We start from the raw sequence: 23,929 nt of genomic DNA on the forward strand, positions 1-23,929 counted from the left end.
GGCACAGGGACGTACGCGGGGGCACGCGGAGGCACGTAGAAGTCGGCCGGACTCGCACGAGTCCGGCCGGCCTCGCCGAGGGCGGGACGGAGTCCCCCGCTCCTGTTCGGCCGTTACACGGACTCCGGCCGCGTACGGCCGACCTCCGTGACGCTCAGCACGTTGATGAGCTTGTCGAGTTGCCTGGTCACCTGCTCCAGCGGTGTGTCGTCCGCGTCGACCACGAGGGTGACCCGGGAGAAGCCCTCCCCTTCGGCCGCGACGACGGTGAGCGAGTCGATGTTGAAGCCGCGCCTGCTGAAGAGGGCGGTGACCCGGGTGAGCGCGCTGGGCTTGTCCTCGACGAGGACCGACAGGGTGTGTGTGCTCATGAGTCTTCGCTCTCCCACCGCGGAGTCATGTCCCGGGCGATCTTGATGTCGTCGTTGCTGGTCCCGGCGGGGACCATGGGCCAGACCATGGCGTCCTCGTGGACCACGAAGTCGATGACCACCGGCACGTCGTTGATCTCCATCGCCTTGGCGATCGTGTCGTCCACGTCCTCGGGCCGGGTGCACCGCAGGCTGACGCAGCCGTAGGCTTCCGCCAGCTTCACGAAGTCGGGGACGCGCTGGGCCGTCTTCAGGTCGGAGTTGGAGTACCGCTCGTCGTAGAAGAGCGACTGCCACTGGCGGATCATGCCGAGGTTGCCGTTGTTGATGATCGCGACCTTGACCGGCACGCCTTCGAGCGTGCAGGTGGCCAGCTCCTGATTGGTCATCTGGAAGCAGCCGTCTCCGTCGATGGCCCAGACCACCGTGTCCGGCCGCCCCATCTTGGCGCCCATCGCGGCGGGCACGGCGAAACCCATCGTGCCCAGGCCGCCGGAGGTGATGAAGGCGCCGGGCCTCTCGAAGCCGATGAAGTGGGACGCCCACATCTGGTGCTGGCCGACGCCGGCCACGTAGAGGGCCTCCGGCCCGACGAGGGAGCTGAGCCTTTCCAGGACGTACTGCGGAGCCAGAGAGCCGTCCGCGAAGTCCTGGTATCCCAGCGGGTAGGTCTCCTTCAGCTTGTCGAGCTGCGCACGCCACCCGGCGTAGTCACCGGGCTGCTCGATCGCGTCGACGAGGGCGCCGATGACCTCCTTGCAGTCACCCACGATCGGTACGTCCGCCGCCCGGTTCTTGGAGATCTCCGCCGGGTCGATGTCCGCGTGGATGACCTTGGCCCGCGGTGCGAACGACGACAGCTGCCCGGTGACCCGGTCGTCGAACCGCACGCCCAGGGCGATGAGCAGGTCCGCCCTCTGCAGTGCGCCCACCGCCGAGACGCTGCCGTGCATGCCGGGCATCCCCATGTGGAGCGGGTGGCTGTCGGGGAAGGTGCCCCTGGCCATCAGCGTGGTGACGACCGGGATGCCGGTCAGCTCTGCCAGGCGGAGCAGTTCCGCCGAGGCGCCGGCCTTGTGGACCCCGCCGCCGACGTACAGCACCGGGCACTCGGCCTCGTAGATCAGCCTGGCCGCCTCCTGGATCTGCTTGGCGTGCGGCCGGGTGACCGGCCGGTAGCCCGGCAGGTGCGTCACCGGCTCCCAGTGGAACGCGGTGCGGGCCTGCAGCGCGTCCTTGGTGATGTCGACGAGCACCGGGCCCGGACGGCCGGTGGAGGCGATGTGGAAGGCTTCCGCGATGGTGCGCGCGATGTCGCCGGCCTCGGTCACCAGGAAGTTGTGCTTGGTGATCGGCAGGGTGATGCCGCAGATGTCGGCTTCCTGGAAGGCGTCCGTGCCGATCAGGCCGCCCGGCACCTGACCGGTGATGGCGACCATCGGGACGGAGTCCATGTACGCGTCGGCGATCGGAGTGACCAGGTTGGTGGCGCCCGGTCCTGAAGTGGCCATGCAGACGCCGACCTTGCCGGTCGCCTGGGCGTACCCCTCCGCGGCGTGTCCGGCGCCCTGCTCGTGCCGCACCAGTACGTGGCGGATGGCGGTCGAGTCGTACAGCGGATCGTAGGCGGGCAGGATGTGGCCGCCCGGATATCCGAAGACGGTGTCCACTCCGACGTGCTCCAAAGCCCTGACCAGAGCTTGAGCGCCTGTCATCTCTTCGGTCATCTGCTCGTTTCCTGTTGGCTCGGCTCGAATGCTGGGCGCTCCTGCCGACCCGAGTGGGGTGAGAGGAGGACGCCCGTTCGCAAGACTGATTCGAAGGACAGCGCGCGGAATTCGGCAGTGCACGGACGGTAGGTCCGGGAATCGGTACTACGAGATGGCGCGCTAGGAGCGGCGTCGGGTGACGACTACGCGCTCGGCGGCTCCGAGGAATGAGCACTCTCGTCGGAGCAGAGCGAATCCGTTCGTGACGGCTCAGGCAAGTTCACGCGTTGAACACGGGAATGCGAGGACAATCCTAGCTTCCCGGAGGGCGGCGATGCCCATATTCCTGCATCCGGGCCACCGTTGACCGGTTTTCGCCGGCCTTCGGTGTCGGTACGAGAAAGGGGCGGATCATTCGGCCGGCGCGGGACGTCCGGGCACCAGCTCCGTCAGATAGTAGAGGCCGGCCACCAACGGGAAGGCGATACCGCACCATGCGATGCCCGACCACCCGTACGTCGCGTACACCGAACTGGCCACGGCGGACCCGACGGCGCCTCCGATGAAGAAGATCGCCATGTAGAGGCCGTTGAGCCGACTGCGGATCTCCGCCCCCAGGGAGAAGATCGCTCGCTGCCCCAGGACCAGGTTGCACGAGATCCCGACGTCGAGCAGGAGCGCCGCGACGAACAGGGCCGCGACAGCATGTCCGCCACTGGCCAGCACCAGGAGAAAACAGGCCACGACAGCCAGGATCGCGAAGGCCGTCGCGGGTTTCGTCAGACCGCGGTCGGCGATGCGGCCCGCGACCGGTGCCACGAACGCTCCCAGCACCGCCGCCAGGGAGAACAGGGCGATCCCGCCCTGGCTCAGACCGCACGCCGGGCTCGCCAGGATCAGCGGCACCGCGGTCCAGAACAGACTGAACGCCCCGAACAGCATGGCGTGGTAGAACGCCCGACGCCGCAGGATCGGTGTGCGGACCAGGAGTTGCCCCATCGACCCCAGCAACGCCAGGTAGGGGACGGAGGTGCCCGGCTTCCTTTCCGGGAGGACCGCGCGCAAGGTCACGGCAAGCACCAGCATCAGACCGGCGGAGATGGCGAATATCGCTCGCCAGCCGAGCAGATCCGTCGTCAGGCCGGCCACGGGCCGCGCGAGCAGGATGCCCATCAGCAGGCCGCTCATGACGTTGCCGACGATCCGACCGCGGCTTTCCTCCGGGGCGAGGTGAGCCGCGAAGGGAACCAGCATCTGCACCACGACCGAACTCAGCCCGATGACCAGCGAAGTGGCCAGAAAGAAACCGGCGTTCGATGCGACGGAAGCACTCAGCAGCGCCGCGGTGCACGCCGTCAGTGTGACCACGATCAGACGGCGGTTCTCGAAGAGGTCACCCAACGGAACCAGTACGACGAGGCCGATTCCGTAGCCGATCTGGGTCAGGGTCACCACGAGACTCGCGGCCTTCTCCGTCAGGCCCACATCGGGCCCGATCAAAGCCACCAGTGGCTGCGCGTAATAGATGTTGGCCGCGACCGCGCCGCAGGCCAGAGCCATCAGGAAGGTCAGTCCGCGCGACATGCGAAGCTGCGCCGTCCGACTTGTTGCACTCTCAGTGGTCATTGCTCTCTCGACAGAATAGGGAATCGACGTCTACACGGCACGTGCTTGGACGACGGAGAACTCCGGACGCGCGGACAGCACCTGGGGGGCGGAGAAGCCCGCCGCTTGCAGAAGCCGCCGGAAATCGTCCAGTGTGCGCTCACGCCCTCCGTGCAGGACCAGCATCTGCAGATCCAGCACCAGATCGAGCGGGTCGCACTCCTGCGGTGATTCCTTCAGTACGCGGTCCACGACGACGATGCGTGCCCCGGCCTCCATCGCCCTGCGGCAGTTGCGCAGGATGGACTCCGCCTTCTCGTCCGGCCAGTCGTGAAGGATCCACGACAGGACGTAGACGTCTCCGCCCGCGGGCACCGCGTCGAAGAAGCTCCCCGCTCGCGTACTCAGCCGCTCGTCCCCCGGCGCCACCGGCCAGGCCGAGATCACGCTGGCCTGGTCGTACACCACGGCCTGCGCGCCCGGGTTCCGTTCGAGAATCGTCCGCGCCAGGCTGCCGGTTCCTCCGCCGACGTCGATCACTCGTTCACCCGGGGCCACCGTGAGCACGTCGGCGATCGCCGCGTAGCGCCCCGGGTAGCCGCTGGCCATGTAGCGCTGATAGAGCGCTTCCTCCTCGGGACTTCCGTTCATGTACGAGAAGAAGTCCTGGCCGTTGACCGGCGCGAACGCTTCCCCGCCCGTACCGACGGAGCGGCTCAGCGCGCCCCAGGACCGCCAGATGCCCGGCATCGCCCAGAACCGTGCGGCCCAGTGGAGCGAGGGGCCGGTCGTGGTGGTCCTCAGGAGGCGCGAGGCTTCGTTGTGGCGGATTCCGCCGTCCGCGTCGACCTCGAATATGCCGTGGGACGACAGCGCTCGTGCGAGCCGGTTCAGCACGCCCGCGTGCACCTTCAGGTGACCGGACAGGGACGTGAGCGACGATCCGTCCTCGTCCAGCGCGTCGGGCAGTCCGACCTCGCAGGCCGCAGCGATCATCTGGGTGACCGCCATGCCGCGGATCAGTTCCTGCATCCTGCGGATGTCGCCGGCGGCAGCGGCCCCCGTCCCGGAGCCGTCGCGCTCGGCGGACTCCGCCTTCGAAGACGTCTGGATGGTCATGCGGCCTTCTTCTCCTTGTTCATCACCACGTCCGGACGAGCCGCTGCCGCATCGCCGAGAATCCCGCGCAGGGCTGCGCGCAGCGAGTCCACGGCCGCGGAGGAATCCGCCTTGCGCCAGGCGATGAACGCATCCGGCCGCACCAGCAGACAGCCGTCCTCCGGTATCTCCGAGACGTCCGCCCAGTCACCGTAGAGATCCTGCACGTCGTGGCCGGGGCCTATGACGTGCGCGGCGATCTCGATGTCCAGCTCCTCCGAGAGAAGCTCGACGGCCTGGAGCCACCTGCGTCCGCTCAGCCCCGTCAGCAGGGTGAACCTGCCCTTGCCGACGAGGTCCAGGCTCGACACCTGCGTGCCCCGCCGGTCGAGCCACGCATGCGGCAAGCGGGCGCCGGGCCGGCTGGACGCCTGGTAGTACAGCTCGGGATCGCGCTGCCACGCGGGCTCCGCGGTGTCGTCCGGGCAGACCGCGTCCGATGCGTATCGCTGGTTGAGTTCGACGCCCTGCGTGGCGAACTCGTAGGACTTGAGCTCGATGGCCTCGCGCAGCATCTTCCGCTTCTCGGCGCCCGCCGGGGTGGCGTCCTTCAGCCCGTGCATGTTGACGCGCATCTGCTCCGCGTCCAGGTTCGCGTCCAGTCCGAGGGCGGAGAAGATGCTGCCGAACTGCTCGATGCTCTTGTTCGCGCGTTCGACGATCTGCTTGCCTATCGGCGCGCGTTCCTGGTCGTACGTACGCAGCAGCCGGTCCGAGGCCTGCCCCTTCAGGACCATCGCCATCTTCCACGCCAGGTTGTAGGCGTCCTGGATCGACGTGTTCGAGCCCAGACCGTTCGACGGCGGATGACGGTGCACCGCATCGCCCATGCAGAACACCCGCCCCTGGGAGTACCGGGTGGCGTACTTCTGGTTGACCGTCCACGTCGAGACCGAGCGGATGGTGATGTCCACCGAGTCGTCGCCGATCAGCTGACGGGCGATGCCGACCGCGTCGATCTCCGAGACGTCGGGCTCGCCCGCGCTCATGTCGTAGCCCCAGACGATCTGCCACTCGTTCCACGGCCTGACCATGCGCAGGAGGCCCATGCCGATGCCTCCGACATCGGCACCCGGCTGCATGATCCACCACAGATAGCCGGGGCGGTGGGCCACCAGGTGGGAGAGGTCCGCGTGCAGGATGATGCTGATGCTGCCGGCGAGCCCCATGTGCCCTTCCATGGGCAGGCCGATCTGTTCGGCCACGAGACTGTTGCCGCCGTCCGCACCGATCAGGTACTTGGCCCGGATCTCGTAACGCTCGCGCTTCAGCCTGTCCAGGACGTGCGCGGTGACACCGTGCTTGTCCTGGTCGAGCCGCAGAAACTGCGTGTCGAAGCGCACGTGACTGCCGCGCGCCGCGGCGTTGGACAACAGGATGGGTTCGAGCAGGGTCTGCGGCAGGTCGCAGTGTTCGGCGGGGCTGGCCAGCGCGTAGTCGCTCTGCCGTCGGGCCCTGTTGGCGCCGTAGGGCAGCCGGCCCAGTTCCTCACCCACCAGACTGGTGCAGAAGACGACGTTGCCCATGACCTCTTTGGGCGAGGCCTTGGCAAGGATCTCGTCCGCCACGTCCAGGTCCCGGAAGACCTCCATGGTGCGCTGGTTCTTGTAGTGCGCGCGCGGAGTGTCGGCGAGCCAGCGGTGCTTCGTGATCACGAGGTTGTCGATGCCGTACGTGCTCAGCATCAATCCTGCGGATGCCCCCGCGGGACCGCTCCCGACGATCAGGACGTCAGTGTCGTACACGTGGAATGTCTCCTGAGTCAATGCAGATCAACGCAGATCAATGTGGATCAGTGCGAGTCATTGCGGATCAGTGCGGGTGGGTGCAGATCGACGGTCATCGCGTCATAGCCGAAGACCCAGGCCGGGTCTTCGGGATCCCTGAGCCACGAGTTCTCGGCGGACACGGCCTGGACCCGGCCGGTGCGTTCCCTGCGGCTCTCGGCGTAGCGCCAGAACGCCGCCTCGGTCTCCTCCTCGGCTTCCAGGCAGCGCAGCAGCAGCACGCCGTCCTCGATGGCCATGGCCGCTCCCTGGGCCATGTGCGGCCGCATGGGGTGGCAGGCGTCGCCGAGGAGCGCGATGCGCCCTCGGCCCCACTGCTGGAGCGGCGGGCGCTCGAAGAGCGGCCACTTGCTCAGGGACCGAGCCGCACGGAGCAGGCTGAGGACTTCGTCGCAGGAGCCGGCGAAGGCATCCAGCATCTCGTCCTTGTCGCCGTCGACCCAGGACTGTGGATGCGTCCACGCCTCGGCCGCCGTGCCGGCGACGAAGTAGTAGTCACCGCTGCGGGAATCGATCGGGTAGCCGATGACGAAGCTCTCGTCGGCCCACCACTTGGTGATGCACCGCCTGTCGACGGGGATCCGGGTGTCCGCGGGCACGGTCGCCCGGTACGCGATCTGGCCGGAGAAACCGGGGCGTTCGGCGCCGTGCATCACCTCACGGACCTGGGATCCCAGGCCGTCGGCACCGATGACGCAGGAGGCTTCGGCGGTGGTGCCGTCGGCGAAGTGCATGCGCACCCCCTTGCCGTGATCGTCGACCCCCACCAGCCGCTTGCCGTACCGCACGGTGTCCGGCCGCAGGGCGTTGACGAGTTCCCGGTGGAGGACGCTGCGGCCGACGGTGAGATAGGGGGCTCCGTACCTCTCCTTCGCATGGTCACCCAGCGGCAGTGCGCACCTGACGGAGTTCGACACCAGGTTCCGGCTGGTGAACGATTCGGGGACGTATCCGGACCGGACGAGTGCGTCGTCGATCCCCGCGTGGCCCAGGACGCGCATCACATTGGGCGTCAGATGGATCCCGGCGCCGGCCGGCTCGAACGTGCCCGCCTGTTCGAAAACCGCGACGGAGTAGCCGGCCTGCTGGAGCAGCGCGGCCGTCGCGGCTCCGCCCAGTCCGCCGCCGACGACGGCGATGGAATTCTCCTTGTCGATGGCCATGGAGCTACGCCTGCTCCTCGATCTCGTCATGGATGAGATTCAGCAGCGTCTTGCGGTTGTCGCTCGGCAGCCAGTCCGGCCTGTCCTCCACGACGTCCTTGACGAAGTCCCAGAAGTCCGCGCTCTGATTGATGCCGTAGTCGCGGGCCTTGGAGACGAGGCGGATACGGGACAGGAAATCCGGTTCCGTGATGTCGTGCTTGCTGGTCACGACCTTTCCTGCGTTCATGAAGTACGGGAGGATCGAGCTCTCCGGCGTATCGGGCGACCAGACCAGCCACATCTCCTGGTTGACGTTCGTCGTGTTGACGAAACCGTGCGTGTAGTTGTGGGGAACGTAGAGCAGTTCCTTCGGGCGCATCGGCAGCATGACAACGGTCTCCTTCTCGGCACCGTTGCCCGGCGTGATGTCCAGGTCGGGGAACTCGGTCGGCCCCATGAAGATGCTGAACCCGCCGTTCGGCGCGTAGAACCACTCGTCGGTACGGTGATGTATGTGCGGCGGCGGGCCGACGTGCGGCGGCACGGTCAGCTTGGAGAACAGGAACTTGCCGCCGTTGCTCTCACCGGTCTGCACGAAGTTGAAGACCTCGCCCGCCGGGCCGAGCACCAACGGCTTCTCCGGACCGGGTTCGACCTCCGGGAAGTCGAACATCTCGTATTCCGTGCTCATCGCAGTGCCTTCCTTCCGACTGCCGGATCCATCGCCGCCGATGCGACCTCGCGCAAAGCGGTCATGCCCTTTCGCGCCAGGGGTGCAGGGGGCTGCTCCTTGTAGTGATCATTGAATATCTCGAGCGAGATCGGGCCGTCGTAGCCGTTGGCCAGTACGGGCGCCAGGAATGCGGCCACATCGAAATCCCCCTCGCCCGGCAGACAGCGGTGGTGCCGGCTCCAGGACTTCACGTCGAGATCCATCCGGGGGGCGTCCGACACCTGTACCAGCGCGATGCGTTCCACGGGGACGTCGGCCAGATCTCCGAAAGGGTCGTTCAGCGCGAGCGTGTGAAAACTGTCCAGCACCAGACCTATGTTTCCGGCACCGGAACGCTCGATCACGCTCCACGCCTGACGGAACGTACGGACCCGCAGGCCCCAGGACAGCGCTTCGTAACCGATGGAGAACCCTCGGGCCGCGGCCCGTTCGCCCAGCCGCGCCAGGTCGTCGGCGACCGCGTCGTCGTCGAGCTCGGAAACGTCGGTGACGTTGCTGCACAGGATCAGCGTGCTCGTCCCCAGCTGCTCCATGCGGTCGAAGACTCGCTCGGCCCGGTCCAGCCTGGCCACCAGCTGGTCCCTGGGACCGCCTTCGAAGTCCCTGAGCGGCTGGTAATTGACGATGTCCAGGCCGAGGCCGTCCGCCACGGACCGGGCGAAGGACGCCGAGGAACTCTGCAGGTCCCATTCCATCAATTCGATGCCGGAAAATCCGGCCGCAGCGATCGCTTCCAGTTTCTCCGGCAGTGCGCCACCCAAGGTGACCGTACCCATGTGGTAATCCACTTCGCTTACCTCCCGAAAGCGGAACGGCACGTCACAGAAGTGAACGTATTCCCGCTGCCTGAATCGAGCAGTGCAAGCCGGCCTGAACCGGCGGTGTTCCGGCGATCGGTTCAGGCGGTCTTCCGCAGATGGGAGGTCACGGGCCGGGCATTTTTGATGCCTGCCGCCTCCGACTCCCTCTGGCTTCCTCGGTGGGTCCATACGATGTCAACCGGGAGCGGCGGGCAGGCGGAACTACACCCAAGGATGCACCGGGCCCGTCGGCCGGCAGCGGCCGGCGCGAGGGCCCGCCTACACCCTTGGGTGTACTCACGGCCCGGGACGACACGATCCTCGTAGGCTGAACGCCGTGACATTGACCTCCGGCAGAGTCCTCAACCCCGAGTCGCAGCCTCGTGTTTCGCTTCTCCGTGGCCTCCGCTGCGCGCGGCTGAGCCTGGTCGAGGCACGGCCGGTCGTTCAGATCGTGTTCCTCCTGCGGTTCACGGTGGGCGCCGCCTTCTCCTCCGGGGATCTGGCGGACGCACCGCGTCTCGTCGCCGGGGTCCTCGTCTGGTGGCTGGCCGTGGTGGCCGCGTACCTCGTGAACGGTGTGCTGGACGTCAAGGAGGACCGCGCCAACGGGTCCGTGCGTCCGATCGCCCGGGGTGATCTGCCGGAGCGGACGGCCGCGATGCTCACCGTGGTCGCGGCCGCGGGTTCCCTTCTGCTGTCGCTGTGGGTCCCCGGGCTCACCCTGTGGGTGGCGGTGTTCCTGCTGCTGGGCTGGCTCTACTCGGCGCCGCCGTTTCCCGCGAAGCGCTGGAGCAGCACCTGCGCGGTGGTGGTGTTCGGACTCGGCTGGACCTCGTTCGCGTCGGGTGCCGTTGCCGTGGAAGGCGAACCGGGCCTTTCCGGGCTGGTCTTCGCCACGGTGATGAGCGCCTGGATGGCCCTGGTGGGAGCGGTCGTCAAGGACCTCGGTGACGTCGAGGGAGACGCCGTCGGCGGGCGCCGGACCGTGGCCGTGCGCCACGGTGCCGCCCGCGCCCGCGCGGTCGCGGTGGCGGGTGCTCTCCTCGTCGGAGCGGGCGGGGTGGCGGCGGCGCTGGTCTGGGCTCCGCTGACGCTGGCCGGGGCGGTCCCCCTGGCGATCGGAGCCGTCTGCATGGTGGTGCAGATCGTCCGTACGGCCCGGGCCGCCGACAGGGACAGGAAGACCCGCCGCAGTGCGTACCGCGTGTTCATGCGCACCCAGTTCGCGGCGAACGTCGCCATGCTGCTCGTGCTCCTGCTGCACGGACCGGCGTGACCGCCGCCCGTGCCGCCGTCCGCGTGTCAGTAGCGGCCGAAGGCCTTGTTGACGGCGTCGATGCGGGAGACGGCGCCCAACTTGCCGTAGATGTTGTTGAGATGCCGTTTCACGGTCGCCGTGGTGATGCCGAGCTGGCGGGCTATCTGGCTGTTCGTCATCGCCTTCGCCACCCCGTCGAGCACCTCCTTCTCACGCCGGGACAACGCCACGCCCACCCCGGCGTGCATCGGCGCCGCATCGGAGGCGCCCGCCGCGGCCGCGGCGTCGTCATCGTCCGGCAGGGCGTCGGAGGGCCGGGCGGTGGCCCCGCCGTAGCCGACGGCGCCCGCGTAGAGCCGGCTTCCGGCGCTGGAGCGGAACGCGTTGCTGATCAGCAACAGCGCGGGGGCCCGCCGCGCGGGCGCCTCGTGCTGCACGGCGGAGTTGATGGTCGGCTGCATGGCGTTCCACAGGATCTCCACCGCACGCACCGACTCGGCGACCGCGATTCCCTGGTGGGCACGGTCGGTGCCCACGAGATGCGAGTACCGCCAGGCTTCGGCCGACTCGAGCGGGCCGTCCCCGGTCAGTCGCGCGACGCAGTCCTCCACGATCGCCTGCGCCTGGTCGCGGCACTTCGGCCACGCCTCCTTGCGCATGACCAGGGGACTGCGGACCGTCCTCAACGCCATCTGATAGGCATGGATGACGTCGGGTATCGCGTTACGCAGGAACTGCGCCGCGGCTGGGTAACGCAAAGGCCCTCCCTGCCACAGCCCTCTCGAACGACCCGGATACACGGTAAGACGAGGCCGTAGCGCAGTGTGACGATGTTCGATCCGAACACAATACCGAACATCCCTGTGCACAGCCCCGGCACCCTGGCCGTCCCGGACGGGGGCCCTCCTTGACCCGGGCCGGGGGTGCCGAGGCAGAGAAATTCCTGGCACACAGGCGGAACCTGCAACGACACTGCGCAGGTGAGCGACTCCTCCCCCTGCCCGTGCTGCGGGCACCGCGTCTTGGGCGCGATGCCCGACTCGTACGAGATCTGCCCCGTCTGCCACTGGGAGGACGACGGGGTCCAGTTCCACTGGCCGACCATGGCCGGCGGCGCGAACAAGGTCTCCGTGATCGAGGCCCGGCGGAACTACCAGGAATTCATCACCTGCGACCGGCGCGGCCTGCGGCACGTCCGCCCGCCGGCCGAGGACGAGCAGCTCGCCCCCGCCTGGCGCCCCGTCGATCTGACACGGGACTCCTTCGAGGACTGGGCGGCCGAGGACCGCGCCCCGTGGCCCAACGACCACTCGGTGCTCTGCTGGTGGCTTCCCGCTTTCTGGCGTCGCGATCACCCATGACCACGCCCATCGAGGGACTCGTCAAGCAGCTCGACGACTCGACCGGCCCGTCGTACGACGCCCGCGCGGAACTGATCCGTATCGGCTCCGACGCCATCCCCGCCGTCATCGACGGACCGCCCTCCCTGGGCGACTTCGGGCAGCTGACCGCCATCGAGGTCTTCGAAGAGGTGGCGGACCCACGCTGCGGCCCCGCTCTGATCACCCTTCTGAGCAGCGACGACTCCACCGTCCGGGAATGGTCGGCGATGGCCCTGGCGAGGCTGAAGATCGACGGCGCCGTCGAGCCCGTGCGCGGCGCGTATCGCGCCTGCCTGGAACGGGCGACGCCACCGGACTGGAGCGGCGATCTCCTGCCGAAGTTCTCGGTCTCCGCCAAGGTCGGGTACTCCCTGGGGAACACTCCCTCGCCGCCGCCCGGCTGCGCGCCGGAGTCGAGCGGGCCGCGCAGGATCTGGGACGGGAGCCGGACACGGTACTCCTCCACAACCCCGAGCACTCCCACCCCGACGCCGAGACGCCTGCGCGCGCGTGTGCGGTCTTGGCCGACGCCGCGAGGGCGGGGGGCTGTGTGTGTGGGGGGTGTCGAGCTGGAACCCGCGCCCGCTCGTGGAACTGGACGCGCCCCGCCCTGACGTCCTCATGGTCCGGTCAGGGTTGCTGGTGAGTGTCGACGTCTTCGAAGCGGCCGAGGCCCTGGTGACACGGTGGCGGCCGTCGCGGGGATGGTGCATGAGCCCCTTCGGCGGGAGTACGACCGAGGCGGTGTGGGGGAAGTCGACCCGCGGATCTTCCTACGGGACTCCCCGCCAGCCACGAGGGTCCAGGCGGCGTTCCGTTCGGCCTTCGGCCTGCCCCGGGTCGACGCGGTCGCGGTCGGTACAGACGACGTCGACCACCTGCGGGAGCTGACTGGCGCCCTGGCGTACGAGGTCGACGCCCAGGTGATCCGGGAGTACGGGCGGCTCCTCCATGCTCGCCGTCAGCCCGCCTGAGAAGATCCTTCAACACTCGCTCCGCCGTCTCCCGGGCGGCCCCCAGCCGGGGGTCGTCCGGGTCGGCGTAGGGGCCGAGGATCTTCGCGGCGACAAACAGCGTCATCGGCTTTCCGTCCCAGCTCTCCAGATCGTCACGCCGCTCGCCGCGGACGCGGTCGGCCAGGGCGGGCACGGCGAGGAAGGCGCCCCACAGATTCGCAGCGCCCAGGCCGCGCGGGGCCATGCCCCAGTCCTCCCAGTGGAACACGCAGAACGCCGACGTCGTCATGTTCGCCCAGTTGAGATCCGCGTGGGCCGGACGCCATTCGGCCACTGCCGTATCGACGCCGGGGAAGACCCCGTGAATCGTTCTGGTGACCAACTCCTGCGTGGGTGTCTCGATATCCGGCGTCGCGATCCGGTTGGTGTGCTGCGCGGGCGTCCAGAGAGGTGTTCAGCGCGGCCCAACACTGCTCGGACAGCCGCGGCCCCTCCGCCACGACGGCGCTGCCCACCAGGGCCCCGGGCCGCAACTCCGTCTCGTCCACCCGCTACATCACGGGCTCCGTCTCATCCGGCCACGCAACGCCAGCGAGCCAAGCCGGCTTCGCGATTACGCGCAGGGCTTCCCCGGACGCGGTGCCGTCCCGCCCTGGACCCCGATCCGGCCGAGCCCGCGCCGCTCGATACGCACCCACGTATCGCGGTCCGTCCGAAGGCCAATCGAGCGGCGCTTGCGTATGACGGTGTCCCGATTCAGCCGTGTCTGAAGCGACCGCTCCACACAATCGAGAACCTCATCAACCGATTCAACCCCCAGATCGACAGCACGAGCCGAAGGTACCGAGAGCGTCATACGGGCGACCGTAGCAGCGGGCCGACACGCCCGGGCTCATCTCGGCCAAGAAGGGATACGCCTCGTTCGGAGGACTCCAGTCGCCGAACTGGAGTCCTCCGTAGTGATCCGACCTGCTATCCGCGGGCGCCCGTGATCGTCAGTAGGGTGTCCCAACTGTTCGCCTGACTCAAGTGATCCTCAGTGGCGAATAGATACTTCCACGCGCCGAAGTCTCCACGATCGGTCACCTCCTTGACCCAAGCCTCAGCGGCAGCCTTCTTGGCCAGGACCGTCTCGCTGGACGCCTCCGCGTTGGACTTGCCTTCAACGAGCCACCGCACGCCGTCTTTGTCTATGGCGATGAAGTCCGGGAAGTACCGGGACCCGTTGTCGAGTTGGATGTACGTTCCGCTCTGCGACTCAAGCCGGAGCCACCAGTCAACTTTGGGGCTGACATCCATCAGCCTCGCCAGCTTGACTTCGGTGGACAGTGCGTCGAATCGAACGACTGGAAGAATCGAGCTGCCCCATCCCGTATACCCCGTGCCCCGGATCACCTTGTCGGTCATCTGCATCTGAGGCATCGTCCGGCCGGGCCACGGCTGGACAGGCGGCGGGACTGTCACCTTGACGATCTCATGTTCGACCTCCGCAAGCTTCTGCTTGAAACTGGAGACCACAAGCCTCTCCAGCTGGGTCAACGCAAGCTCCGCCCGAGCTTCCTCCCAGGGCGTGCTGTCCTCTGCGTCAATCTCGATCGCCGCCCCGAGGAACGTGTGCACGATCTTCTGTGCGGCCTCCACCTCGTCAGCCGTGAGCTTCAGCTGCGGCAGATTGAGGATCTTCTCTTCGAGGTCTTCCCTAACCTTCGAGATCGGCCAGCTGCGCTGAGTCGCGACAGCGGACTTCTGATCCTCCGTCTGTACAGTCACGGTGCCGTCCAGCCCGCGCGAGGCGTTCAGCGCCTTGCGCTTCAACTCAACCTCTATTTCGTGCTTGAACTGCTTCCCCTTCTCCGCAACGGCATCGGAGCTGACGAAGGACAGGCTGTAGGTGTCCGGCTTCTCCAACAGGCGCTTGCTTGGGAACTTGATGACCGGCGCCCCCTCGGCAGGCTTCATAACCTGCTGGATCTCCTTCTTCTCCACCCCCGCTTCGGCGAGTCGGTGGTCCATGTCGGCCATACCGAGGTAGACCGCCTCGGACGTCTCAGTACCGAACCCGCCGTCCCTGACAGGTGCCTCGGCGGTGAACGTCAACATCCCTTGCGTCTGGCATTCGTGATAAGCGGGCAGAGGGCTTGCGCCTCCGGACTTAGTTGCGGTGCTCGCACCAGCCCCTGATGTACCGCCGTGCTCCGACCGCTGCGGAAGGGTGTGTTCGAGAAGCGCTTCCTTCGAGTCCAGAAGCTTCCGGTACGACTCGTGAGCAATGATGTCGACGCAGTCGACCATCGAGAATCCGACTCGCTCACCGTAGGGAAGCCGAAGACCTCGGCCGAGGATCTGCTCCGTAAGGGTCTGAGAGGCGAGGGTGCGTCGCGCGACGATGACGCTGATGTTCTTGACATCCCACCCCTCCTTCAACATGTCGACGGAGACTACGGCCCGCACCGGAGAATCCGGCTCCTCGATGCCGGCGAGCGCCTCGAGCGCGTCGTCCTTGCTGCCAGAGGTGATCTGCAACACCGCACCTGGCTCGTCGATGAATCCCGGGCCGGCCAGGATCTCGGCGGTCTCGGTGGCTTCCTCGATACTCTGGCAGACCACGAAGAGGACAGGGTTGACCATGGGCCGCCCGTTCCTCTCAGCCCACTCTCGGGTGGTCTCTTCCTTCACCTTGCGCAGGTGGCAGGCGTCGGCCAGTTGCGTGCGAACGTCGGTGTGCCCGTCTTCGCGGTAGACGATGACGGGAATCTTGACGAGTTCGTCAGCAATGGCCTCGGCAAGGGAGTACTGGAAGACGATCCTGTCGGGCACCTTGCGGTCAGCCTCGTCAGGGGTCGCCGTCAGGCCCACGAGCGCACGGGGCTGGAGATCCCGGACCGCCTCGTGGAACTTTTTCGCGTCACTCCGGTAGACGTGATGCTCATCGGCGATGACGACCAAGTCATCGACCGCACGCAAGTGGTCGTACAAGGCGGTACCGATGAACTCATCAGTGACGTACGTGCTGCGCGAGGTCTTCACGGTCGGCTTCGTCAGCAGCTGAACGTTGAAGATGAAAACCTTCAGCGCGTCCGAATCATGCAGCGCATCCCCTACACGACCGCCTGCGTAGTTTTCTGGGGTGATGACGGTGGGCTCATAGTTGGCGCCGGACACGAACTTCGGATGACCGGGGCTGAAGTTGGAGACTGTTTTCCTCTGAATGGTCTTGCCAGGAGTGACGATCAGGATGTTGCGAACACCCTGATCGGCAAGGTAGTCGATCAGGGCCCGGCAGATGTACGTCTTGCCCACGCCGGTTGCCAGGTCGCAGACGACTTCCCGCCCGTCCCCCGACTGGATCTCCTCGACGACCTTGGCCACGGCGCGACGATTAGGGTCCCGCAGTTCCATGCGGGTAGCCAGGTCCTCGATCGCCGCTTGGTCGTATGTGAGTGTCCAGCTCAACGCAGCACACGTCCCTTCATGTCCAACAGGTCCTGGGGAGCCTTCTTGATACGCGAGCCGGGGCTGAGCCTCTCCAGAAGGCTTGCCGCCTCGCGCAGGTAACTCTTGGCCACGATCAGAACTCTCTCGTTCTCGCTCAGGGCCTCAACGACTGAATGGACCGTGCTCTCGGATACGAGCCCATCGATAACCGCCAGACGCTGCCGCCCCTTGCGTCCGACGAACGGCGGCTCTGCTTCCCGCTCCAGAGCGAAGCCGGGAGTCTGCGCACAGGCGGCTTCAGCGAAGGCATCTCCCACCACCCACGGAGCAAGGAGCACCCGGTTGCCCATGCACTCGTACATCGACGGCGCGACCTCCAAGTGACGGAACCCCCCGCCCTTTTCCCATCCAACGGAAGCAGTTACTCCACCGGGCTCTTCGCCATTAACGACCATTTCAAGACGAGGTCGCAAGAATGTTGCAACGGTCGCGGGCTCTCGCTCGGCAGTGACCCAGCGCCTACACATTTTATGGGCAACCGCAGCCGTGGTACCCGATCCACCAAAGCAGTCAAGAACGATGTCGCCAGGATTGGATGCGATAGCAATTACACGCTCCATGAGGCCTTCGGGCTTCGGTGTTGCGAATGCCGGGACATCGGGAAACATCTTTCGGAAATGGTCACGTTTGGCACTCATGTTGCTACCAACCTCCGAGGCCGGCCACCAAGTCCGAGGAACTACGCCCGACTGGACTTCCGACAGGTACCTCTTGACGATAGGCATCCTGTCACCGTCTTTGCCGAAATAAACACGCCCCTCTTCAAGCGCACGCTCAAAGTTCTCCTTGGAGAAACGCCAGTAAACACCACTCGGAGGGGTAACGACGCGACCCGACGGGAGTGTGACCGGATAGCGCATGGCCTCCGAGCCGGACTTCGCCGTACTATCCGCTCCCTGAAGCCACGCCCCCCGGGGGTCGCCATCTGGATTCTTGTACCGCTTTTCCTGGTCGGCTGTACGCGGAAGAAGGTTCCTGGTCGGACGCCACGCGTTCCAATTCTTGGCGAATACCAGAATGTAGTCCTGAACCGTACTGATGGCAGTGTCATTTCGCCTACCCGCGTCGGTCTCCCACACAACCGTTGCAGCGAAATTTGAACGCCCGAAGATCTCATCAAGCAGCACCTTGCAGTACGCCATCTCCGAGTCGTCGAGATGCACCCATAGACTTCCGTCTTCCGCCAGGAGATCCCGAATTAGAAGCAGCCGCTCACGCATCATTGTGAGCCAGACAGAGTGCTCCACTCCGTCATCGTAGTGCTCGAAAGCCTGGCCAGTGTTAAACGGCGGATCGATGTATACGAGCTTCACCTTGCCGCGGTACTTTTCTGCGAACTCAGGGAGTCGCGTGAGCGACCTAAGCACATCTCCGCCGTCGCCCGTGATCAGCAGGTTGTCCTCGGCGCGCTTGAGGTCGTCGTGCACCTCTCCCACAGTCCCGACATCACGGAGGAGGCGCGTCTCGGTCACGCGGAAGTCGTCCCGGTCGACCCACTCGTAGCCGCCGTCCTGGGTACTGATGAGCGACCTGTCCTTATTGATCCAAGACAGGCTGAGACGCCCCGAGGTGCCCATGTCTTTTCCTCCAACTGTCGTGACATTGGGAAGCGTACCGGCGGGGACTGACAACGGGGGCCACTCGCCGCACAGCCAGCTTCACCGGCCACATCGTTGCCACACGTCCACCGCAGATGCCATGCCGCCTCAGCACCCCAACAGTCAGCACCAAGCCAGCAGGGGAGGGATGGAGAGGGGTGATGAGCGGTGCCTTCAGGTCAGCACCAAGTCAGCACGGGCGCGAAAAAGGGGGCCTGTCTCCGACGAGCCAGACCCCCTGACCTGCATATTTGCCAGATCATTCACGTCACGCTATGCGACCCGCTACACGTTGAAGCGGAACTCCACGACGTCGCCGTCCTGCATGACGTACTCCTTGCCCTCCATACGGGCCTTGCCGGCCGCGCGGGCGTCGGCGACCGAGCCCGTCGCGACGAGGTCGGCGAAGGAGATGACCTCGGCCTTGATGAAGCCCTTCTGGAAGTCGGTGTGGATGACACCGGCCGCCTCGGGGGCCGTCGCGCCCTGCTTGATCGTCCAGGCGCGGGATTCCTTCGGGCCGGCCGTCAGGTAGGTCTGCAGGCCGAGGGTGGCGAAGCCGACGCGGGCGAGGGTGGCCAGGCCGGGCTCCTCGGCGCCGACGGACTGGAGGAGCTCCATGGCGTCCTCCTCGTCGAGCTCGGCGAGGTCCGCCTCCAGCTTGGCGTTGAGGAAGATCGCCTCGGCCGGGGCGACCAGGGCGCTCTGCTCGGCCTTGAAGGCCTCGTCCGTCAGCTCGTCCTCGTCCACGTTGAAGACGTACAGGAACGGCTTCGTCGTGAGGAGGTGGAGGTCATGCAGGAGCTCCGCCTTCTCCGAGCCCTGGACGATGCCCTGCGAGAAGAGGGTGTCGCCCTTCTCCAGGATCGCCTGGGCGGCCTCGACGGCGGCGACCTTGGGCGCCGTGTCCTTCTTGATCCGCATCTCCTTCTGGAGGCGCGGCAGCACCTTCTCGATCGTCTGGAGGTCCGCGAGGATCAGCTCCGTGTTGATCGTCTCGATGTCGTCCTTCGGCGAGACCTTGCCGTCGACGTGGACGACGTTCTCGTCCTTGAAGGCGCGGATGACCTGGCAGATCGCGTCCGACTCGCGGATGTTCGCGAGGAACTTGTTGCCCAGGCCCTCGCCCTCGCTCGCGCCGCGCACGATGCCCGCGATGTCGACGAAGTCGACCGTCGCCGGGAGGATGCGCTGGGAGCCGAAGATCTCCGCGAGCTTGGTGAGGCGCTCGTCGGGGACACCGACGACGCCGACGTTGGGCTCGATCGTGGCGAACGGGTAGTTGGCCGCCAGCACGTCGTTCTTGGTCAGGGCGTTGAACAGGGTCGACTTGCCGACATTCGGCAGACCGACGATTCCGATCGTGAGCGACACGGTGGCGACTTCCTGAAGGTGTGGATGGTGGGCCGATCCCCCAGTTTACGGGCGCCCCGAACCAGCCGGTGACGCCCGCCTTCGGCCGTTCTCATGGGCAAGGTCACCCAAAGGGCGTGTCCCGGACCCGGTTCCCGCCCCCTTCCGACCTACGTTGGTCGTGTGGAGCAGCACAGGACAAGTCAGCCGCAAGGCCGCCGAAGGCCGCAGACCCCCGCCACGCCGCCGGTCGCACCGCCCGGCGCGCTCGTGGAGGGCGCGGCCGTCTACCGCGTGACCGGCAGAGCCGGGCGGGCGCCCGGTCGCGCCCGCGTGGAGCGGGCCGGGGTGGCGGCCGCACCCGGCGCCCCCGTGGGCCGCGCCCCCGGGCGGCCCGCCGGACGCCGGCCCGTGCCGCCCGTCGTCCTGGCCCTGCGCCGGCTCCCCTCGCCCCGCCTCACCGGGCTCGGCGCCGGGCTCTTCGCCTCGGCCGTCATGCTGGCCCTCGGCCTCCTCGACCAGCTGCTTTTCGACGGCTCCCCCGTCGTCTACGGCGTGCTGTTCCTGCCGGTCAGCGCCCTGACGGCGCTCTGGGTCCGGACCGCCGACCTCGTCACCGCCCCGATCGGCGTCCCCATCGCCTTCGCCGTCGGCGTCGTCCCCATCGCGGGCGGCACGGGCGGCTTCGGCGGCCAGGCCATGGCGGTCGTCACCGCCCTCGCCGTGCACGCCGGCTGGCTCTACGGCGGCACCCTCGTCGCGGGCGTCATCGCGAGCGTCCGCAAGGTCCGCGACATGGGCCGCCGCCACCAGCGCAACGCGTCCCGCGCGGCCTCGGGCGAGGGCCCGGGCGGGCGGACCCCGGCGGCGGGCCGCCGCCCGGTCGCGTAAGCGGGATCCAGAATCCCGGAGCCCTGATCCCGGATCTCGATCTCGGATCTCGGATCTCGGAGCCAGGAGCCCGGATCCCGGATCCCGGATCCCGGATCCCGGATCTCGGAGCCTGAGCCCGGAGCCCGGAGCCCGGAGCCCTGAGCCCTGAGCCCTGAGCCCGGAGCCCGGAGCCCGGAGCCCGGAGCCCGGAGCCTGGATCCCTGCTCCGAGGTCCCGGCGCTCGGATCCAATATTCGGATCCAATATTCGGTATTCGTATGTCGGATATTGGATCCCGGATCCGCGCCCCCAGCCCCCTCAGACCGTCCGCTCCGCCGCCATCCCCGCCCCCACGATCCCCGCGTTGTTCTGCAGCTCCGCCGGGACGATCTTCGCGCGGATGCCGTCGATCAGCGGCAGGAACTTGTCCGCCTTGCGGCTCACGCCGCCGCCGATGATGAACAGTTCCGGCGAGAAGAGCATCTCCACGTGCGCGAGGTACTTGCGCAGCCGGCGGGTCGCCCAGTGTTCCCAGGTCAGGTCCTCGTCCTCCTTGGCCTTCGTCGAGGCGCGGGTCTCCGCGTCGTGGCCCTTGAGCTCCAGATGGCCCAGTTCGGTGTTGGGGACGAGGCGGCCGTCGACGAAGACGGCGGAGCCGATGCCCGTGCCGAGGGTCAGCAGGATCACCGTGCCCTTGCGGCCACGGCCCGCGCCGAAGGTCATCTCCGCGATCCCGGCCGCGTCCGCGTCGTTCAGGACGGTCACCGGGACCCCTCCGAGCCGCTCGCTCAGCATGGCGCCGGCGTCGACGCCGATCCAGGACTTGTCGACGTTGGCGGCCGTACGGATCGTGGAGCCCGTCACGACGCCCGGGAAGGTGACTCCCACCGGTCCCGTCCAGCCGAAGTGCTGCACGACCTCCATGACACAGCCCGCCACACCGTCGGGTGTGGCGGGCTGCGGGGTCAGTACTTTGTGGCGCTCCTCGGCGAGCGTGCCGCGCTCCAGGTCCACAGGGGCGCCCTTGATGCCCGAGCCGCCGATGTCCACTCCGAAGACGTTCATGGACCCAACGTTACGGGCCGGGGCGCTCCGTCACTCGTTTTCGAGCAGGGCCGCCGCCTCGGCCCGCAGGTCCTTGTTGCGGAGCTCCTTCGGCAGCGAGAACGTCAGGGACTCGTCGGCCGTCTTGACGATCTCCACGTCCGCGTAGCCGCGCTCGGCGAGCCACTCCAGGACCTCCTGGACCAGGACGTCCGGGACGGAGGCGCCGGAGGAGAGGCCGACGCTGGTGACGCCCTCCAGCCAGGCCTCGTCGATCTCGCTGGCGAAGTCGACCAGGTACGCGGCGGGGACGCCGGCCTGCTTGGCGACCTCGACCATGCGGATCGAGTTGGAGGAGTTCTTGGAGCCGACGACGATCACGAGCTCGGCCTGGCCGGCGAGCTCCTTGATGGCGGTCTGGCGGTTCTGCGTGGCGTAGCAGATGTCGTCGGACGGCGGGGAGATCAGCTGCGGGAACTTCTCCTTCAGCGCGTCCACCGTCTCCATCGTCTCGTCGACCGAGAGCGTGGTCTGGGAGAGCCAGACGACCCGGGAGGGGTCGCGGACCTCGACCTTGGCGACGTCCTCGGGGCCGTCGACCAGCTGGATGTGATCGGGGGCCTCGCCGGAGGTGCCGATGACCTCCTCGTGGCCCTCGTGGCCGATGAGAAGGATGTCGAAGTCGTCCTTGGCGAAGCGGACGGCCTCCTTGTGGACCTTGGTGACCAGCGGGCAGGTGGCGTCGATGGTCGCGAGCCGGCCGACGCGGGCCTCCTCGTGGACGGTCGGGGCGACACCGTGGGCGGAGAACATCACGATGTTGCCCGGCGGCACCTCGGTCGCCTGGTCGACGAAGATCGCGCCCTTCCGCTCCAGGGTCTGGACGACGTACTTGTTGTGGACGATCTCGTGCCGGACGTAGATCGGCGCCCCGTACTGCTCCAGGGCCTTCTCCACGGCGATCACGGCACGGTCCACGCCCGCGCAGTAGCCGCGGGGGGCGGCGAGCAGGACACGCTTCGGGCGGTTCGTCGCGGGCGTTGCAGTCATGCGTCCCATCGTAAGGCCGCGTCGGTGAGCCGATGGAGCGGCGCCTTGGCCGAGACTGGCGCCATGGCACAGGAGACGCAGGTGGCGGACCACGAGAGGCTCCGCCGGAATCTCGGATTCCGCGACCTTGTGGTGTACGGACTGCTGTTCATCGCTCCGATGGCACCGGTCGGCGTCTTCGGCACGCTCGACGCGAAGTCGCGCGGGGCCGTCGCACTGGTGTACATCGTGGCCACCGTCGCCATGGCGTTCACGGCCTTCAGCTACGCCCAGATGGTGCGGGTCGCGCCACAGGCCGGTTCCGTCTTCACGTACGCGCGCAAGGGGCTCGGGGAAGGGCCGGGTTTCATCGCCGGGTGGATGGCGATGCTGGACTACCTGCTGATCCCGGCCGTCGCCTACCTCTTCGCGGGCATCGCCATGGAGGCGCTGGTCCCGGAGGTGGACCGGTGGGTGTGGACCGGGATCGCCGTGGTGGTCACCACCTTGCTCAACCTGTGGGGCGTGCGGGCGGCGGCCCGGGTCGGCTTCGCGGTGCTCGCGATGGAGATCGTGGTGCTCCTGGTCTTCGTCGGCTCGGCGGTGGTGATGCTCGTACGGGACGGGGCGCGGCGCGACTGGTGGTCGCCGCTCACCGGTGACGGCTCGTTCTCGGTCGCTGCGGTGGTGGGCGCGGTGTCGGTGGCCGTCCTGTCGTACCTGGGCTTCGACGCGATCGCCTCGTTCGCGGAGGAGGTGACGGGGGGCTCGGCGAAGGTGGCGCGGGCGGTGCTGTTCTGCCTGGCGCTCGCGGGCGTCCTGTTCGTGGCCCAGACGTGGCTGGTGGCGCTCCTCGAACCGGTCTCCTCCGCGGACCTCGCCGCCGACCCGGCCAAGCAGGGCTCGGCCTTCTACGACGCCGTGGACGCCTCGGTCGGCGGCTGGCTGCACGACCTGGTGGCCGTGTCCAAGGCGATCGGTGCGGCCTTCGCCGCGCTGGCGGGGCAGGCGGCGGGCGCCAGGCTGCTGTTCGCGATGGGCCGCGACCGGCGCCTGCCGCACCTGCTCGCCCGCACCGACGGCGGGGTCCCGCGGGTGGCGCTGCTCGTGGCGGCGACGGTGACGATGATCGCGGCGCTGTGGGCGGCGCGGCGCGACGACGGCCTCGACCACCTGGTCTCGGTGGTCGACGTCGGCGCGCTGACGGCGTTCGTCCTGCTGCACGCGAGCGTGGTGGGCTGGTTCGCCGTACGACGGGCGGAGGGCAGGCCGCACTGGCTGAAGCACGTCGTCCTGCCGGTGACCGGCGCGGCGATCCTGATCGCGGTGATCATCGAGGCCTCGGCGGCCGCGCAGGTGGTGGGTGTGGTCTGGCTGGGCGTGGGCCTGGTGGTCCTGGCGATCCAGGGCGCGACGCGAACGCCCACGGGCGCGCAAGGGGGTCCGGCCGCGTGAAGGGCCGGGCGCCCACGGGTGCGTGTGGGGCGCGGAAGCGTGAAGGGCCGGACGCCCACGGGTGCGTGTGGGGCGCGGAAGCGTGAAGGGCCGGGCGCCCACGGGTGCGTGTGGGGCGCGGAAGCGTGAAGGGCCGGACGCCCACGGGTGCGTGTGGGGCGCGGAAGCGTGAAGG

19 protein-coding genes and 2 pseudogenes are annotated in these 23,929 nt (G+C 67.7%); 6 read left to right on the forward strand and 15 right to left on the reverse strand.

Annotated features, from left to right (window positions below):
* Nucleotides 1-140 precede the first annotated feature (140 nt).
* The 8 genes and pseudogenes from ilvN to ABT041_RS15525 form a co-directional block, all read right to left on the reverse strand.
* A pseudogene (ilvN, locus tag ABT041_RS15490) lies at nucleotides 141-371 on the reverse strand (acetolactate synthase small subunit); the annotation flags it as partial.
* Complete coding sequence (locus ABT041_RS15495) at nucleotides 368-2,128, reverse strand: acetolactate synthase large subunit (RefSeq protein ID WP_502976494.1); 1,761 nt, start codon at nucleotides 2,126-2,128, stop codon at nucleotides 368-370. The pseudogene ilvN and the gene ABT041_RS15495, both read right to left, overlap by 4 nt.
* 363 nt (nucleotides 2,129-2,491) lie before the next feature.
* Nucleotides 2,492-3,664, reverse strand: coding sequence for an MFS transporter (locus ABT041_RS15500; protein ID WP_351184195.1), 1,173 nt, complete (start codon nucleotides 3,662-3,664; stop codon nucleotides 2,492-2,494).
* Between the two features lie 72 nt (nucleotides 3,665-3,736).
* Nucleotides 3,737-4,804, reverse strand: a complete 1,068-nt coding sequence (locus tag ABT041_RS15505; protein WP_351184197.1) for a methyltransferase — start codon at nucleotides 4,802-4,804, stop codon at nucleotides 3,737-3,739.
* A complete protein-coding gene (locus ABT041_RS15510) occupies nucleotides 4,801-6,588 on the reverse strand; it encodes an FAD-dependent oxidoreductase (RefSeq protein WP_351184199.1) in 1,788 nt (595 codons plus the stop codon). The genes ABT041_RS15505 and ABT041_RS15510 overlap by 4 nt, the downstream gene beginning before the upstream one ends.
* 47 nt (nucleotides 6,589-6,635) lie before the next feature.
* Nucleotides 6,636-7,793: an FAD-dependent monooxygenase gene (locus ABT041_RS15515; RefSeq protein ID WP_351184201.1), complete on the reverse strand. Its 1,158-nt coding sequence runs from the start codon at nucleotides 7,791-7,793 to the stop codon at nucleotides 6,636-6,638.
* Nucleotides 7,794-7,797: 4 nt separating this feature from the next.
* Entirely contained in the window at nucleotides 7,798-8,466 is a 669-nt protein-coding gene (locus tag ABT041_RS15520) for a cupin domain-containing protein (RefSeq protein ID WP_351184203.1), read from the reverse strand.
* Nucleotides 8,463-9,284 carry a sugar phosphate isomerase/epimerase family protein gene (locus ABT041_RS15525; RefSeq protein ID WP_351184205.1) on the reverse strand — a complete coding sequence of 274 codons (822 nt, stop codon included), beginning with the start codon at nucleotides 9,282-9,284 and terminating at the stop codon, nucleotides 8,463-8,465. The genes ABT041_RS15520 and ABT041_RS15525 overlap by 4 nt, the downstream gene beginning before the upstream one ends.
* A 361-nt stretch (nucleotides 9,285-9,645) precedes the next feature.
* On the opposite strand from ABT041_RS15525, the gene ABT041_RS15530 reads away from it, so the two are divergent.
* On the forward strand, nucleotides 9,646-10,587 hold the full coding sequence (locus ABT041_RS15530; protein ID WP_351184207.1) for a UbiA prenyltransferase family protein: 942 nt from the start codon (nucleotides 9,646-9,648) through the stop codon (nucleotides 10,585-10,587).
* Between the two features lie 26 nt (nucleotides 10,588-10,613).
* Here the strand turns inward: ABT041_RS15530 and ABT041_RS15535 are convergent, their stop codons facing one another.
* The gene (locus ABT041_RS15535; RefSeq protein WP_351184209.1) at nucleotides 10,614-11,327 is read right to left on the reverse strand and encodes a helix-turn-helix transcriptional regulator; all 714 of its coding nucleotides are present in this window, start codon (nucleotides 11,325-11,327) and stop codon (nucleotides 10,614-10,616) included.
* Nucleotides 11,328-11,549: 222 nt separating this feature from the next.
* Here ABT041_RS15535 and ABT041_RS15540 point away from each other — a divergent pair, with 222 nt between their 5' ends.
* From ABT041_RS15540 to ABT041_RS15550, 3 genes are all read left to right on the forward strand, one after another.
* Nucleotides 11,550-11,930, forward strand: a complete 381-nt coding sequence (locus ABT041_RS15540; protein ID WP_351184211.1) for a CPCC family cysteine-rich protein — start codon at nucleotides 11,550-11,552, stop codon at nucleotides 11,928-11,930.
* On the forward strand, nucleotides 11,927-12,565 hold the full coding sequence (locus tag ABT041_RS15545) for a HEAT repeat domain-containing protein (protein ID WP_351184213.1): 639 nt from the start codon (nucleotides 11,927-11,929) through the stop codon (nucleotides 12,563-12,565). Before ABT041_RS15540 ends, ABT041_RS15545 begins: the two co-directional genes overlap by 4 nt.
* A 132-nt stretch (nucleotides 12,566-12,697) precedes the next feature.
* Complete coding sequence (locus ABT041_RS15550; protein WP_351184490.1) at nucleotides 12,698-12,925, forward strand: hypothetical protein; 228 nt, start codon at nucleotides 12,698-12,700, stop codon at nucleotides 12,923-12,925.
* A gap of 1 nt (nucleotide 12,926) precedes the next feature.
* Here ABT041_RS15550 and ABT041_RS15555 read toward each other — a convergent pair.
* The 4 genes and pseudogenes from ABT041_RS15555 to ychF form a co-directional block, all read right to left on the reverse strand.
* Nucleotides 12,927-13,763: pseudogene (locus ABT041_RS15555) on the reverse strand (hypothetical protein); the annotation flags it as partial.
* A gap of 116 nt (nucleotides 13,764-13,879) precedes the next feature.
* A complete protein-coding gene (locus tag ABT041_RS15560; protein WP_351184215.1) occupies nucleotides 13,880-16,306 on the reverse strand; it encodes a DEAD/DEAH box helicase family protein in 2,427 nt (808 codons plus the stop codon).
* Between the two features lie 50 nt (nucleotides 16,307-16,356).
* A complete protein-coding gene (locus ABT041_RS15565; protein WP_351184217.1) occupies nucleotides 16,357-17,979 on the reverse strand; it encodes a site-specific DNA-methyltransferase in 1,623 nt (540 codons plus the stop codon).
* A 306-nt stretch (nucleotides 17,980-18,285) separates the two neighbouring features.
* The gene (ychF, locus tag ABT041_RS15570) at nucleotides 18,286-19,374 is read right to left on the reverse strand and encodes a redox-regulated ATPase YchF (protein WP_351184219.1); all 1,089 of its coding nucleotides are present in this window, start codon (nucleotides 19,372-19,374) and stop codon (nucleotides 18,286-18,288) included.
* A 162-nt stretch (nucleotides 19,375-19,536) separates the two neighbouring features.
* On the opposite strand from ychF, the gene ABT041_RS15575 reads away from it, so the two are divergent.
* Complete coding sequence (locus tag ABT041_RS15575; RefSeq protein ID WP_351184221.1) at nucleotides 19,537-20,244, forward strand: DUF6542 domain-containing protein; 708 nt, start codon at nucleotides 19,537-19,539, stop codon at nucleotides 20,242-20,244.
* A 300-nt stretch (nucleotides 20,245-20,544) separates the two neighbouring features.
* Here ABT041_RS15575 and ppgK read toward each other — a convergent pair whose 3' ends face one another.
* Nucleotides 20,545-21,291 (reverse strand): polyphosphate--glucose phosphotransferase, encoded by a 747-nt coding sequence (ppgK, locus tag ABT041_RS15580; protein WP_351184223.1) that lies wholly within the window; start codon nucleotides 21,289-21,291, stop codon nucleotides 20,545-20,547.
* A 30-nt stretch (nucleotides 21,292-21,321) separates the two neighbouring features.
* Complete coding sequence (locus ABT041_RS15585; RefSeq protein WP_351184225.1) at nucleotides 21,322-22,329, reverse strand: 4-hydroxy-3-methylbut-2-enyl diphosphate reductase; 1,008 nt, start codon at nucleotides 22,327-22,329, stop codon at nucleotides 21,322-21,324.
* Between the two features lie 54 nt (nucleotides 22,330-22,383).
* On the opposite strand from ABT041_RS15585, the gene ABT041_RS15590 reads away from it, so the two are divergent.
* Nucleotides 22,384-23,754 (forward strand): APC family permease, encoded by a 1,371-nt coding sequence (locus ABT041_RS15590; RefSeq protein ID WP_351184227.1) that lies wholly within the window; start codon nucleotides 22,384-22,386, stop codon nucleotides 23,752-23,754.
* Nucleotides 23,755-23,929 lie beyond the last annotated feature (175 nt).

This window comes from Streptomyces sp. NPDC002825, from assembly GCF_040295385.1.
Lineage (GTDB): Bacteria > Actinomycetota > Actinomycetes > Streptomycetales > Streptomycetaceae > Streptomyces.